This window comes from Pseudomonas sp. P7758, from assembly GCF_013386485.1.
In the GTDB taxonomy this organism is placed as follows: Bacteria; Pseudomonadota; Gammaproteobacteria; order Pseudomonadales; family Pseudomonadaceae; genus Aquipseudomonas.
This window is the reverse complement of record NZ_JACARS010000089.1, coordinates 38364-51143: the sequence shown is the minus strand read 5'-3', so window position 1 is coordinate 51143 and position 12780 is coordinate 38364. Positions and strand designations below refer to the sequence as shown.

Below are 12780 nucleotides of genomic sequence, written 5' to 3'. Positions count from 1 at the left end.
ACCGGCCGCCGGCGCCGGCGTGGCGACATCAACGTAAGCAAGGGCGGCGAGATCGCCGGTGGCGGAAAATTGCAGTGCTTTCATGGCCAATATCCATCGAAGTTCAAAGGGTTCAGGACAACCAGGTGCTGACCAACTGCCGGCCCATGGGCCAGAGTTTCTCGCCCATCAACATGCCCATCAGCCCCACCAGGGCAATGGCGGGAGGCGCAGGCGAGCGAAAGTCCAGGGCACCGTAAATCACGCCGACCAACAGGCCGATGGCCAAGGAAATCAGGTAATTCATGGAACACTCCGCAGCAAGGGTTGATGCGGTCAGTGTAGGGGGGCTGAAACCGAAGCATCGGCCAAGTGCTTCAGGATTTCGGCCAAGCCTCAGACGGGATACTGCGACGGCGCCATCCCCAGTTCACGACGAAACATGTCGCTGAAACTGCTCGGCGAATAACCCAGGGAACGGGCGATCGCGCTGACCGACTGGCCCTGGATCAACTCGGCCACGGCGGTGGCCAACTGCACCTGGCGGCGCCACTCGGCAAAGCCCATGCCCAGGCTGTTCTGGAACAGCCGGGCCAGGGTGCGTACGCTGGCGCCGGCGGCTTCGGCGTGCTGCTCAAAGGGAATGTCCAGGGACGGTGACGCCATCACCGCCTGGCAGGCGCTGGTCAGGCGTCGGTCGGCGCCCACGGGCAAGGCGATACGGATCGGCGAGCGCCGGGCCCGTTGCAGTTCCAGCAGGGCCAGGCCGACCACGGCTTCGTAATAGGCCTGGTCCCCCTTGTCGCCCTGCTCCACCAGCGCCACGATCAGTTCGCGCAGCAGCCCGCCGACCTCGATCACTTGCACCTGGCTGTCCAGGGTCGCTGCCAGCGCCGGGCGCAGGTAAATGTTGCGCATCTGCAAGTCCGACACCACGCGAATCCCATGCTCGACACCCGGCGGCAGCCACACCGCGCGCTGGGGCGGCACCACCAGCGCTTCCTGGGGTGTCTCGACCCACATCACGCCGCTCATGGCATACAGCAACTGGCCCCAATCGTGTTGATGGGGCTCGACATACAACCCACGCGGGTAGGTGCGCGCCAAGGGTTGCACGGGGACGGCGTGATCACTGAGGTCGGGAGGCGCGGCAAGGGCCATGGAAGACACATCGTTCAAGTATGGAGCGCCATGATAAGACGTGAACCGGATGATCCGAGTGAATTTTTACCACCTGCGCAGGGTCACTTAAAGACACAAGGAGGGTTTACGGATCCATGACTAACGCAAAACTTTTCGTGATCGACTACACGCTGCATGGCCAGCCCAAGTCATTCATCATCCGCCTGGAAAAACTCGACAACGCCGAAGCCTGGCATTGGGCGAGCTGCGACGCCGGCGTAGGCCGCATCGGGCGCTTTGCCCGTGAGCAGGTGAAGAAGACGAGCCAGCCCCAGGCCGAGAAATTCGGCATCGAAAACGTGCAATGGCGCCGCTCGGATGCGCGCCCCAGCGCGTGAAACTGTAGGAGCGAGCTTGCTCGCGAAGGTCGTTAACGATGACGCGGGGCACCTGGTGCCCCGCGTCGCTCTCGGGTGTTTCGCGAGCAAGCTCGCTCCTACAGAAGGCAGCCTGCGTTAGCCGTGCGCCGACTTGGCACACTCGCACCCGGTCGCCGAAGCACAAGGCTCGCCATGGGCATGATGCTCGGCGCAGCCTTGGCAGCAATAGCCCTTGCCATCCTTCATCACCGCGTTTTTCCCCAACTGGCAGTTGCAGTGGGGGCAGGCACATGTTTTCTCTTGCATGGTCAGACTCCTTTTTCGTGGTCGTCCAGGTGCGGCGAACGCCGACACCTCAAGCAATGACTATAGGCAACGATTCAAGGTTCAAAGGCCCGTCAGTCAGCCCGACGAGCGTTGCTGCGGTACATGAACACCAGGGCCAGCGCAAGGCACAGCATCGCCACGATGCGGCTGCCGGACAGTTCGATCGCCGGGTTGCCGAGCCAGCCGAAGTTATCGATCAGCATGCCCATGCCCAGCTGCCCGACAATCACCGCCACCGTCGCCACTGCCGTGCCGACAATCGGGACCGCGCCGACCATCACCATCATGTACACCACCCCGAACAACGCCCCGGTCAGTTGCCACTTCGGCACGTCCAGCAGGCTGACCGCGTGGGCGGGCTCAAAGAACAGAATCAGCAACCCGGTACTGATCGCGCCCACGACAAAGGTCAGCAGGCTGCTGCGCAATACGCCCACCGCCTGCCCGAGGCGGCCATTGATGGCGGCCTGCACACTCAATACCGCACCGGCGGCCACTACCAATACCAACAACAGAATCAGGTTCATCACCTTAACCTCGCGCAATCAGAACAAGTGCTACCACGATCAACGCCAATGCAATCCAGCGCTCCACGTTGACCCGCTTGCGGGCAGTGCCAAACCAGCCGAAGTGGTCGATCAGCACGCTCTTGCCTACCTGGCCCGACAAGATCGCAATCATGGTCATCGCGATGCCGATATGTGGCGTAGCCAGGGTTAACACCACCACGTACATCGGCCCCAGGAAGCCACCGATCAATTGCCAGCGCGGCAGGTCGGTCAACGCCGGGCCCTTTTGCGGGCCGCTGAACAGCAACAGCAGGAACAGGATCGCCGAGCCGACGCCGAAGATGCTCAAGGTCGCCCACAGATGCCCGACCTGCACACCCAGCGGGCCCAGCAAGCCGGCCTCCACCGACAAGCCCATGCCGGCGAAGATCACCAGCGGCAATAGCAACAACCGAAGAAACGTCTTGGGCTTGGCCTGAGCCACACCCGCCACTGAAGAAGCCTGCATACATCACCTGCGCGTTAGAGAGAGGAACAATGGCGCGTATTATCCGGTGGCACTGCTGTGCGATAAATGGGAGCATGCCGATAACACCTTTGCGCAATACGCACAGCATGGAGTGATGATGCAGGGTTTGAACGAACTGAGCTTCAAGGCGCTTCGCCTGTTTGTCGCGGTACTGGACTACGGCAGCTTTTCCGAAGTCGCACGCCGCGAAGGCCTGGCGCCCTCCTCCATTTCCCGGCAGGTCCAGTTGATGGAGCAGGCCCTGGGCCAACAGTTGCTGTACCGCCATACCCGTGCGGTCAGCCCTACCGAAGCCGGTCGCCTGCTGGGCCGGCATGCGCGATTGATGCTGGAGCAACTGGAAGCCGCCGGCCAGGCGTTGCAGGAGCAGGAAAGCGAACCCAGCGGCCTGGTGCGCATCAATGCGCCGATGGTGTTTGGCCAACGCCACCTCTCGCCGTGGCTTGGGGAGCTGTGTCGGCGTTACCCGAAGCTGCAACTGGATATCCAGCAAACCGACACCTACGTCGACCCGTTGCAAGACGGCACAGACCTGCTGTTTCGCATCGGCGTGCTGAACGATTCCGGCATGCAGGCGCGAATCTTCGCCCCCCAGCGCTTTCGTCTCGCTGCCAGCCCCGGCTATCTGGAGCGTTTCGGTACGCCCCGGCATCCGGACGAACTGGTGAACCACCAGTGCCTGGCCTACAAGGGCGTCACCGGCCAGCAGCGCTGGTTCTTCCGCCGCGAGCAGGGCGACTGGACGTCCTACAGCGTCAAGGGCCCGATCACCGGCAACCACGCCGACACCCTGACCCACGCTGCCGAACAAGGCCTGGGGCTGGTGGTGTTCCCGTCATGGTTGATCGGTGAAGGCCTGCGCGCCGGCACGCTGCAGGCGGTGCTCAGCGACTATGAAGTGGCGACGACCCTGGAGCCGCAACAGATTGCTGCGCTGTGGCCGGGTAGCCGGCGGCTGTCGTTGAAGGTGCGGACCGTGATTGATTACTTCGTCGAGTGTTTTGGGGCAGTGCCTTACTGGGACCGTTGAGCAACTGTGGGAAACTATTCGGCCCGCACTGTCGGGAAAAATCCCCCTTCAAGTAAGTCCGATCTGATTTTCCACAACACGGGTCAAAAACCGCTTGCACTCGGGCAGACTTCGAGGAATTCCTTCAGGAGAGACGTCATGGATGCCAGTCATTACCCGTTCGGAAACCTGCAATCGTCCCCGCAAAAATCACCCTCCGCCAGCAGTCGGTTGATCTTTGCCTGCTTACGAAATTTTGGCTATATTTGGCCAAAACCTCGAGAAGACCAAATGATTACCGTACCGTTGGGTGAAGCAAAAAATAATTTATCAAAACTGGTCGATGATGCCGCCGCCGGCCAAATCATCATCATAGCCAAGCATGGGCGCGCGATGGCTCGCCTTGTTCCTGTCGGGAAACCGACAGGCCGGCGAATCGGCGCGATGAAGGGCAAACTGGTGGTGCCGGATGACTTCGATGCGCCGTTGCCAGACGACATGCTGGATGCGTTTGAGGGAAACCACCCATGAGAATACTGCTGGATACCCACATCCTGCTTTGGGCCCTGAGCGATGATCCAAAACTGCCAGCGAAGGCCAGAAAGCTGATCGAGAACGCGGCTGAAATTTACGTCAGTGCCGCCACATTCTGGGAGCTGGCGATAAAGGTCGGGCTCGGGAAGCTCAACGTAAACCTGGACGAAATTCGCGAATACTGCCTGGAAAGCGGCTACGTGGAACTGCCCATCACCTCGGAGCACGCCATCGCGGTCAAGGACCTTGAACACCATCACAGGGACCCGTTTGATCGGCTCATCATTGCAACGGCTATCATTGAGCCGATGAAATTAGTGACAGCCGACCCGATGGTGGCGAAATACACATCATTGGCCGTTTTGACTTAATTCACTTCGCTCAAAACAACCACTGCCCGATCAGCCAGGCATTCGCCCCGCTGATCACCACAAACAAGCTCCAGGCCAGCAGCCGCGTAGGCAAGCTGTTGACGAACGGCCCCATCAGGCGCTTGTCACCCGTCATGCGGATCAGCGGAAACAACGCAAACGGCAACTGCAGGCTCAACACCACCTGGCTGAGGATCAGCAGCTTGCCGATGGCATCATCCCCCATCAGCCACACCCCGAGGAACGCCGGGATCAGCGCCAGGCCACGGGTGATCAGGCGTCGCTGCCAGCAGGGAATGCGCAGGTTGAGGTAGCCTTCCATGATCACTTGCCCGGCAATGGTGCCGGTGAACGTGGAGCTCTGGCCCGAAGCCAACAGCGCAACACCGAACAGCACGCTGGCGAACGCGCCACCCACCAGCGGGTCGAGCAAGTGATAGGCGTCCTGGATTTCCACCACATCAGTGTGGCCGGTCTGGTGGAACGCAGCGGCGGCCAGTATCAGGATTGCCGCGTTGACCAGCAGTGCCAGGGACAGGGAACCGATGGTATCGATACGCGCCAATTTCACCGCGTCCTGGCGGCTGGCCAGGTCCTTGCCGACCAGCCGGGTTTGCACGATGGAGCTGTGCAGGTAGAGGTTATGGGGCATCACCGTGGCCCCCAGTATGCCAATGGCCAGGTACAACGGTGCGGCATCACTGATGGCGGACAACGACGGGGTGAAACCACGAAACACGTCGGGCCAGTAAGGCTTGATCAGCACCAGCTCGATGAAGAAACACACGCCGATAGTCGCCACCAGTGCCAGCATGATCGCTTCCAGCCGGCGGAAGCCTCGATTTTGCAGGGCCAGGATCAGCAAGGTATCGAAGGCAGTGATGACAATCCCGGTGGTCAGTGACACGCCCAGCAACAGGTGAAACGCCAGGGCGCAGCCGAGGACTTCGGCGAGGTCGGTGGCGATGATCGAGATTTCCGCAAGGATCCACTGCACGAACGACGAGCGCCGGCTGTAGCGCTCGCGGCTCAGTTGCGCCAGGTCCTTGCCGGTGGCGATGCCCAGCCGTGAGCACAGGCACTGCACCGCCATCCCCGCCAGGCTCGCCAGCAGCACCACGAACAACAGGTTGTAGCCGTAGCGCGAACCGGCCTCGATGGCGGTGGCCCAGTTGCCCGGGTCCATGTAGCCGATGGAGATCAGCAAGCCAGGGCCGGCAAACATCAGCGCACGTTTGAAAAACGAGGCACGGGGATCAACGACGATGGAGCCGGCGACTTCCGGCGGGCAGAACGGGGCGGTAGCGATTTTGGGCAGGCTGAATTTCACGCGGGGTACCAAGCTTTCACACAAGACGTGAACGCAGCTTATCAGTCAGACGCAACGGTACGCACCACCGTCTCCCGGGGCAGATCAAATGCCTCTACCACCTGGACCACCAGATCCATCTCCTGGTTCAGTGCTTCACGCTCCAGGCGCTCGCGAATCACCCCGATCACCAGCACCGCCAGGGTGGTGATGGAATACGCGGGGCCGGAAAACGCCCGCACGCCGGTCACCAGCAGCATCGCCGCCGCGAGCGCCTGCCCCACCACCGGAATGGCCGTGGCCGCGCCCCGGCGCAGGATAAACCCGGTCAACCCGGCCAGCGCGGTCCCGCTGAGGGCAGTGGTGGCTGAGCGCCCGACATCGAAACGATTGAAAAAACCCTGTTCCTTTTGTGCCGCAGCCTTCAACTCTGCCTCGAACACTTGGCGATCAGCCTGGCTGAGCTTGTCCTTGTATTGCTCGATCAGCCGTTCGGCAACCTGCAGTTCCAGATCAGCAAGGGCCACTTTCTCGATCGGTTGATCAAACTTGATACCCACCCGCTGCGCCACGTCCTGGGCGATTTCGCGATAGCTCACGCCATGACCACGGGCCAGGTTCATAAAGGTGTCGCCGCCCATGCGCTGCAACTCGATGGCCAGCTTCAAGGGCTCGCGCACGGTGGCGTCGATAGAGGCACTGCGCTTTTGCGCCATCAGCTCGGCGAAAAACTGCAACTCCTCCGGCCGCGCCTGCACCAGCAGCGGGAACAGCTCGACATCCTCTTCGGCAAAGCGCACTTCGCTGCTGCGTTGATCGGCGCGGATCATGCCCCGGCGTTCCTGCAGCAGGTCGGTGTACTGCACCACCGTCTTCAGTTGCGGCCAATACGCGGCGTGGTCGAACGTGGCCAGGTGCACGTTGGCGACCTTGGCCTTGAGCGCCGGTGTCAGCGGGATCGCATAACGACCGATGCAGCGCTCGGTGTCCGGCTTGAGCGCCAGCGCCCAATCCTTGCTCGAGTGGCAGTTGATCACCCGACCGCTGAGCGGCGCCGAGACCAGGTCCCAGGGGCTGGAGGTACAAATCGCACCGCCCATCAGCAGCAGGTTGTTCAGCGGCAACTCACGGGCCACCTCAGGGCTGGCCAGCAGGCTCTTGACCAGGATCCGCGCGCCCAGGGAGTGGCCGATCAGGTTGATCTGCCGCACCTTGATCGACTCGCCATGGAGGTAGTTGGCCAATTCGGGCAGCAGGCTTTTGGCGACCTCATCCACCCGCGCCTCGACGCTTTTGTAGTGGTCGAGGAAATAGGCAATCGCCTTGCCCACCCCGATGGTTGCGGCACCCAGGCTGCCGCCACTCAACATCGAGGTAATCACATCCTTGAACGGCGCAAACAGGTTTTCCAGGAAATGCCCTGCCGGCCAGAACAGCATCAGGTTGGTGGAGCCTTCGATGGTTGCCAGTTGCCGGGAGAAACTACCCAGTTGTTGCTGGTTGAAGAACGCCGAATAACCATGCACGTAGAGATTGAGCACATCCCCCTGGGGCTCGCCACACAACACAAACGTGGGCTTGCGGGTGCGGTGCATTTCATCCCACTGGTGTTGCATGTGACGGTGACTCCTGGCGACGACGGAGGGCGATAGTAACAAAGGGCGGGCTACGGGAATGTGAAAAACTGATACTCGGACTATCCACATCCCTGCACAGTGATGACAAGAAACGCGGATTTTGTTCGCAGATTCAGTCCATTAACCTTTGTCGGGTCAACCACTGAAACCGAGGAACACCATGAGCAAGCCCGAGTTTTTCATCACACCCGGTTACGGCGACATTGCACGCGAGACCCTGCATTACACCCAGGCGGTCAAAATCGGCAACCGCGTCGAAACCTCGGGCCAGGGCGGCTGGGATGACGAGTTCCAGATTCCCGAATCCCTCACCGACGAGATCGCCCTGGCCTTTCAAAACCTCGAACGCACCCTGGCGGCAGCCGGCGCCGGCTGGGAGCATGTGGTACACGTCAATTCCTACCACGTGGGAGGTTTCCCGCCGGAGGTGAACGAGCAGATGGTCAAGTGGTACCGCCATTACATGCCCAATCACGCCCCCATCTGGACTGAGCTGGGAGTAGAAGCCCTGGGGCTGCCGGCAATGCGCATTGAAATCCGCGTGACAGCGATTATTGCCTGACGCCGAACCGCTCGATCACCCAGTCGATAAATACCTTCAGCCGGGCGTTCTGATGGCGATTGGGTGGATAAATGATGTGCAAGGGCGTGGCGGGCCGGGTCCAGTCTTCGAGTACCGGGACTAATTGGCCTGCCTCTACGTAGTAGTCAACGATGGTCTTGAAATGCTGCCCGACGCCCAGGCCGGCGAGCAGCATTTCCTTGAGGCCGTTGCCTTCGTTGGTGGAAAACGCGCAGTTGCCTACCTCATACCGAGTCGCGCCCTTCTCGAAAATCAACGGCTCCGGCTTACCCGACCCGGCAAAGAAATACCCCGCCTTGAGGTGGTTCTTCTCGAGGTCCTCGGGAGACACGGGCGTACCCATGCGCTCCAGGTAGCCGGGGGCCGCACAAGTGACGTACTCGAGGTCGACAACCTTGCGGGCGATCATTGCCATGTCATCGAGCTTGCCAGCGCGCAGTACGCAATCCACACCCTCCCCCACGATATTCACGGCGCGGTCGCTGATGCCCAGGGCGATGGTGATCTCAGGGTACTCACGATGAAAATCCACCAGCGCCGGGATCAGCAGGCAATTGGCAAAGGACGCCGGCGCATCCACTTTCAGGTGGCCGCCGGGCTTGAGCTTCTGCCCGCGCAGGGCATTGTCCAGTTCATCGAGTTCCGCCACCAGGCACAGCGCGTGGCTGTAGTACTCCAACCCCTCCGGCGTCGCCGCCAGCGCACGGGTGGTGCGATGCATCAACTTGACGCCAAGGTGCTTCTCCAGGTCCGTGATGAGTTTACTGACGGTGGAACGCGGCAGTGCCAACTGGTCGGACGCGCGGCTGAAGGAGCCGGTTTCGACGACACGGACGAAGGCACGCATGGCGAGAAGTTGGTTCACGTTGATGTCCGATGGGGCGAGAATGGCGAGTATTGTCCATTAAGCTGCACAATGACGACAGGCATTCAGCGAACAGAAAACCCGGCGCATGGCCGGGCTTTGACGGAGCGGATGACTCAGTGGGCAAAGTTCTCGATCTTTACCTGGCCATCAGGAAACGTAGCGACAATCTCCAGTTCTCCTCCCATGGCGCGGATATAGTTACGCAGCGTGCTGATATACATGTCGGTACGCCGCTCCATTTTGGACACTGCCGCCTGATTGATATTCAGCGCCTTGGCCAGCGTATCCTGGCTCATCTGTTGCGCCTTGCGCAGTTCATGCAGGGGCATTTCTTTCAGGTGTTGCTGGAAGATGCGCTCTGCATCGGCCCGGGCTTGCGGTGTCATGCGAGCCTGCAGCTCACTGAATTTTTTAGCCATGGTGACGGCCCTCTTTAAGCAGTGTTTCCAAATGTTCGTCATACAACTTCTCAGCCAGCGGGACGTATTCGTCATACCACCGGCCTCGACCGGTTTTATCCCCGCCAATCAGCAACAAGGCACACCGGCGCGGATCAAATGCATACAGGACGCGGTAAGGCCGCCCGGCATGTTGCACCCGCAACTCTCGCAGGCAGCCATGCCTGGAGCCCTTGATGTCACTGCTGTGGGGGAAGCCAAGGCCTGGCCCCAGAAGGCCCAGTAAATCCACACTGGCCGATACTGAGGATTGCTCCTTTGCATCCAGACCGCCCCACCAGATTCCAAACTCGTCCGTGTATTCAACGTCCCAACTCATGCAAATATGCCATCCATGGAATATAAACTCAAGAGCATAACTGTAGGAGTTCCTGGCGTGTACAGGCTTCCGTCTGTCCCGGAAAAGTGTTTGTAGATTATTCCCGCACAATGCTCAGCCCATAAAAAACCACCCTTTCGCGCGGCTGAAGACACGACCATAGCGCCGGCACCACGGATGATCCCGACCGCCACGTGCATAAAACTCATTGAAATAAATGGTATTAATAGTTTGGAGAGTGCCGCGAAAGAACCGGACGACATCCAATGAACCCGGAGGCGAAGGCCTTGGGACCTGCAAAGCAAGCTCGCTCCTACAGTAAAACCTGTTGATTCAGCAAAACGATCCCGGAGTCCCCAATGCCCCATGAAGGCAACCTGTTACAAGCGGCCGTTGTATTCCTGCTCGCTGCCGTCCTGACCGTGCCCCTGGCCAAGCGCCTGCAACTGGGTGCCGTGCTGGGTTACTTGCTGGCCGGAGTGATCATCGGCCCATCGGTGCTGGGCCTGGTGGGCAACCCGCAAAGCGTCAGCCAGTTTTCCGAACTTGGGGTGGTATTGCTGCTGTTTATCATTGGCCTGGAGTTGTCACCGAAGCGTCTGTGGGTGATGCGCAAGGCAGTGTTCGGTGTAGGCCTGGCGCAGGTGTTGCTGACGGGCACCGTGATCGGCGTGGTCGCGCTGTACGTGTTTGGCCAATCATGGAACAGCGCGATTGTGCTGGGCCTTGGCCTGGCGCTCTCCTCCACCGCGTTTGGCCTGCAAAGCCTCGCCGAGCGCAAGGAACTCAACCAGCCCCACGGGCGACTGGCCTTTGCGATTCTGTTGTTCCAGGACATCGCCGCCATCCCGTTGATCGCCATGGTGCCGCTGCTCGCGGGCAGCGATCATCCCGCCACCACCTCCCAGGGCCTGCGGCACGGCCTGGAAGTACTGGGCAGCATCGCCGTGGTGATCATCGGCGGGCGCTATCTGTTGCGGCCGGTGTTTCGCATCGTCGCCAAGACCGGCCTGCGGGAGGTCTCCACCGCCACCGCGTTGCTGGTGGTGATCGGTACCGCATGGCTGATGGAATTGGTGGGCGTGTCCATGGCCCTCGGCGCCTTCCTCGCCGGGTTGCTGCTGGCAGACTCCGAATACCGGCATGAGCTGGAATCGCAGATCGAACCGTTCAAGGGCCTGCTGCTGGGTCTGTTTTTTATCAGCGTGGGCATGGGCGCCAATATCAGCCTGCTGTTCAGCGCGCCGGTGATCGTGCTGGGGCTGACCCTGCTGCTGATCGCCATCAAGTTGCCGCTGCTGTTTTGCGTGGGTCGCCTGGCAGGCGGCCTGAACCCTGAAAGCGCGCTGCGCCTGGGCGTGGTGCTGGCAGCCGGTGGTGAGTTCGCATTCGTGGTGTTCAAGATCGGCCGCGACCAGGGCCTGTTCGAGCCGCACCTCTACGACATCCTGGTGCTGACCATCACCCTGTCCATGGCCGTGACGCCATTGCTGCTGTTGCTCTGCCCGAAGCTGTTCAAGCCCAAGGCCAAGCCGGTGGAAGTGCCCGAGGAATACCGTGCCATCGAAAGCGATGCGCCACGGGTGGTGATCGCCGGGATGGGCCGCATGGGGCAGATCGTGGCGCGGATCCTGCGGGCACAGAACATCTCGTTCATTGCCCTCGACACCTCGGTGGAAACCATCGAACTGACCCGCAGTTTCGGCGGCATGCCGGTGTTCTACGGCGACCCGCAGCGCCCGGAAATCCTTCACGCAGCGAAAGTCGACCAGGCCGAGTTTTTCGTGATCGCCATGGACGACCCCGAGATCAACATCAAGACCGCCGCGCTGGTGCGCAGCCTCTACCCGCACATGAAGATCATCGCCCGCGCCCGTAACCGCCAGCATGTGCACCGCCTGGTGGACCTCGACGCGTCACCGGTGCGCGAGACGTTTTACTCCAGCCTGGAAATGAGCCGCCGCACCCTGGTGGGCCTTGGCTTGACCCAAGCCCAGGCCGACGCGCGCATCAGCCGCTTCAAAAACCATGACCTGCAATTGCTGGCGGCCCAACACGCCGTGTATGACGACGCGGCCAAGGTGATGCAGTCTGCCCAGGAAGCCCGGACGGAACTGGCACGGCTGTTTGAGATGGACCAGATCGAGGAAGAGTCCGACAAGGTGTAGGGATGGAGATGAACGATCTTGCGAGTTTTCTGACAGAATACGGCGCAATTTCGTTCATCCCTGGAGAGCTTCATGGCCACCCTCAGCAAGACCGCAGCCCTCTTGGCCCTCGCGCTGGCCGCCGGCTTCGGCGCCAGCCAAGTCCTCGCCGCCAGCAAGCCAGCGGCGCAGAAGACCGCCACCCAGACCATCTCCACCCTGGATGGCAAGTTCAGCTTCAACCTGCCCAAGTCCTACCTGGCCGACCCACTGCCGGCCGGTGATGCCGAGCACGGCACCGCAGGCGCCAGCGGCACGATGTACAGTGACCAGGCCACCAAAAGCGTGATCTTCGTCGTCGAAAAACCGAGTGTCGCCGGCCTGATCAAGGACAACGACCCGCAGTTCCTCGACGGTGCCGTGGCGGATTTCGTCAAGGAACAAAGCGCCGCCCTGCCGGACTTCAAGAAAGGTGCCGAGAAGAAACTCACCGTGAAAGGCCTGGCCCTGCGCCAGGTCGACAGCACCGCGACCATGGGCGGTGGCAAGACACTGAGTTCCACCTTCCTGACGGGCTCCGGCAGCCACCAATTGGTGGTGCAGGCCATTTCCCGGGCGGATGATGAAGCCGGTCATGCACTGTTGGTGAAGCAGATTATCGGCGGTAAATAACCGGTTTTATCTGGCAGTGAAAATCCA

The 12780-nt window shown here is 60.9% G+C and carries 17 protein-coding genes; 7 read left to right on the top strand and 10 right to left on the bottom strand.

All coding sequences use genetic code 11. The features are described from left to right. Window positions 1-112 precede the first annotated feature (112 nt). The gene (locus tag HX873_RS19815; RefSeq protein ID WP_177008241.1) at window positions 113-286 is read right to left on the bottom strand and encodes a DUF1427 family protein; all 174 of its coding nucleotides are present in this window, start codon (window positions 284-286) and stop codon (window positions 113-115) included. A gap of 89 nt (window positions 287-375) precedes the next feature. Further along, window positions 376-1140, bottom strand: a complete 765-nt coding sequence (locus HX873_RS19810; protein WP_008437064.1) for a helix-turn-helix domain-containing protein — start codon at window positions 1138-1140, stop codon at window positions 376-378. A gap of 116 nt (window positions 1141-1256) precedes the next feature. On the opposite strand from HX873_RS19810, the gene HX873_RS19805 reads away from it, so the two are divergent. Continuing rightward, window positions 1257-1499: a DUF6555 family protein gene (locus HX873_RS19805; RefSeq protein WP_003208104.1), complete on the top strand. Its 243-nt coding sequence runs from the start codon at window positions 1257-1259 to the stop codon at window positions 1497-1499. Between the two features lie 117 nt (window positions 1500-1616). On the opposite strand, the gene HX873_RS19800 is transcribed toward HX873_RS19805, so the two are convergent. The 3 genes from HX873_RS19800 to HX873_RS19790 all read right to left on the bottom strand — a co-directional run bounded on the left by HX873_RS19800 (window position 1617) and on the right by HX873_RS19790 (window position 2825). Then, window positions 1617-1787 carry a metallothionein gene (locus HX873_RS19800; protein ID WP_008437063.1) on the bottom strand — a complete coding sequence of 57 codons (171 nt, stop codon included), beginning with the start codon at window positions 1785-1787 and terminating at the stop codon, window positions 1617-1619. Window positions 1788-1879: 92 nt separating this feature from the next. Continuing rightward, a complete protein-coding gene (locus HX873_RS19795; RefSeq protein ID WP_003208100.1) occupies window positions 1880-2335 on the bottom strand; it encodes a DMT family transporter in 456 nt (151 codons plus the stop codon). 4 nt (window positions 2336-2339) lie between these two features. Next, complete coding sequence (locus tag HX873_RS19790) at window positions 2340-2825, bottom strand: DMT family transporter (protein WP_008437061.1); 486 nt, start codon at window positions 2823-2825, stop codon at window positions 2340-2342. A 118-nt stretch (window positions 2826-2943) separates the two neighbouring features. Here HX873_RS19790 and HX873_RS19785 point away from each other — a divergent pair, with 118 nt between their 5' ends. From HX873_RS19785 to HX873_RS19775, 3 genes are all read left to right on the top strand, one after another. Continuing rightward, window positions 2944-3876: a LysR family transcriptional regulator gene (locus HX873_RS19785; protein ID WP_177123077.1), complete on the top strand. Its 933-nt coding sequence runs from the start codon at window positions 2944-2946 to the stop codon at window positions 3874-3876. Between the two features lie 138 nt (window positions 3877-4014). After that, entirely contained in the window at window positions 4015-4386 is a 372-nt protein-coding gene (locus HX873_RS31825) for a type II toxin-antitoxin system Phd/YefM family antitoxin (protein ID WP_256349644.1), read from the top strand. Beyond that, window positions 4383-4760, top strand: coding sequence for a type II toxin-antitoxin system VapC family toxin (locus HX873_RS19775; RefSeq protein ID WP_003208092.1), 378 nt, complete (start codon window positions 4383-4385; stop codon window positions 4758-4760). Before HX873_RS31825 ends, HX873_RS19775 begins: the two co-directional genes overlap by 4 nt. A gap of 10 nt (window positions 4761-4770) precedes the next feature. On the opposite strand, the gene HX873_RS19770 is transcribed toward HX873_RS19775, so the two are convergent. Continuing rightward, complete coding sequence (locus HX873_RS19770) at window positions 4771-6090, bottom strand: Nramp family divalent metal transporter (RefSeq protein ID WP_087694160.1); 1320 nt, start codon at window positions 6088-6090, stop codon at window positions 4771-4773. Window positions 6091-6131: 41 nt separating this feature from the next. Further along, entirely contained in the window at window positions 6132-7685 is a 1554-nt protein-coding gene (locus HX873_RS19765) for a DUF726 domain-containing protein (RefSeq protein ID WP_177123076.1), read from the bottom strand. A 181-nt stretch (window positions 7686-7866) separates the two neighbouring features. On the opposite strand from HX873_RS19765, the gene HX873_RS19760 reads away from it, so the two are divergent. Then, window positions 7867-8268, top strand: a complete 402-nt coding sequence (locus tag HX873_RS19760; RefSeq protein WP_003208087.1) for a RidA family protein — start codon at window positions 7867-7869, stop codon at window positions 8266-8268. Here HX873_RS19760 and HX873_RS19755 read toward each other — a convergent pair. The 3 genes from HX873_RS19755 to HX873_RS19745 form a co-directional block, all read right to left on the bottom strand. Continuing rightward, window positions 8258-9154: a LysR family transcriptional regulator gene (locus HX873_RS19755; protein WP_256579771.1), complete on the bottom strand. Its 897-nt coding sequence runs from the start codon at window positions 9152-9154 to the stop codon at window positions 8258-8260. The genes HX873_RS19760 and HX873_RS19755 overlap by 11 nt on opposite strands. A gap of 116 nt (window positions 9155-9270) precedes the next feature. Continuing rightward, complete coding sequence (locus HX873_RS19750; RefSeq protein WP_003208085.1) at window positions 9271-9576, bottom strand: XRE family transcriptional regulator; 306 nt, start codon at window positions 9574-9576, stop codon at window positions 9271-9273. Further along, window positions 9569-9934 carry a type II toxin-antitoxin system RelE/ParE family toxin gene (locus HX873_RS19745; protein WP_003208083.1) on the bottom strand — a complete coding sequence of 122 codons (366 nt, stop codon included), beginning with the start codon at window positions 9932-9934 and terminating at the stop codon, window positions 9569-9571. Before HX873_RS19745 ends, HX873_RS19750 begins: the two co-directional genes overlap by 8 nt. 359 nt (window positions 9935-10293) lie before the next feature. On the opposite strand from HX873_RS19745, the gene HX873_RS19740 reads away from it, so the two are divergent. Both HX873_RS19740 and HX873_RS19735 read left to right on the top strand, forming a co-directional pair. Next, entirely contained in the window at window positions 10294-12102 is a 1809-nt protein-coding gene (locus HX873_RS19740) for a monovalent cation:proton antiporter-2 (CPA2) family protein (RefSeq protein WP_177123075.1), read from the top strand. 72 nt (window positions 12103-12174) lie between these two features. Beyond that, the gene (locus HX873_RS19735) at window positions 12175-12753 is read left to right on the top strand and encodes a hypothetical protein (RefSeq protein ID WP_003208079.1); all 579 of its coding nucleotides are present in this window, start codon (window positions 12175-12177) and stop codon (window positions 12751-12753) included. Window positions 12754-12780 lie beyond the last annotated feature (27 nt).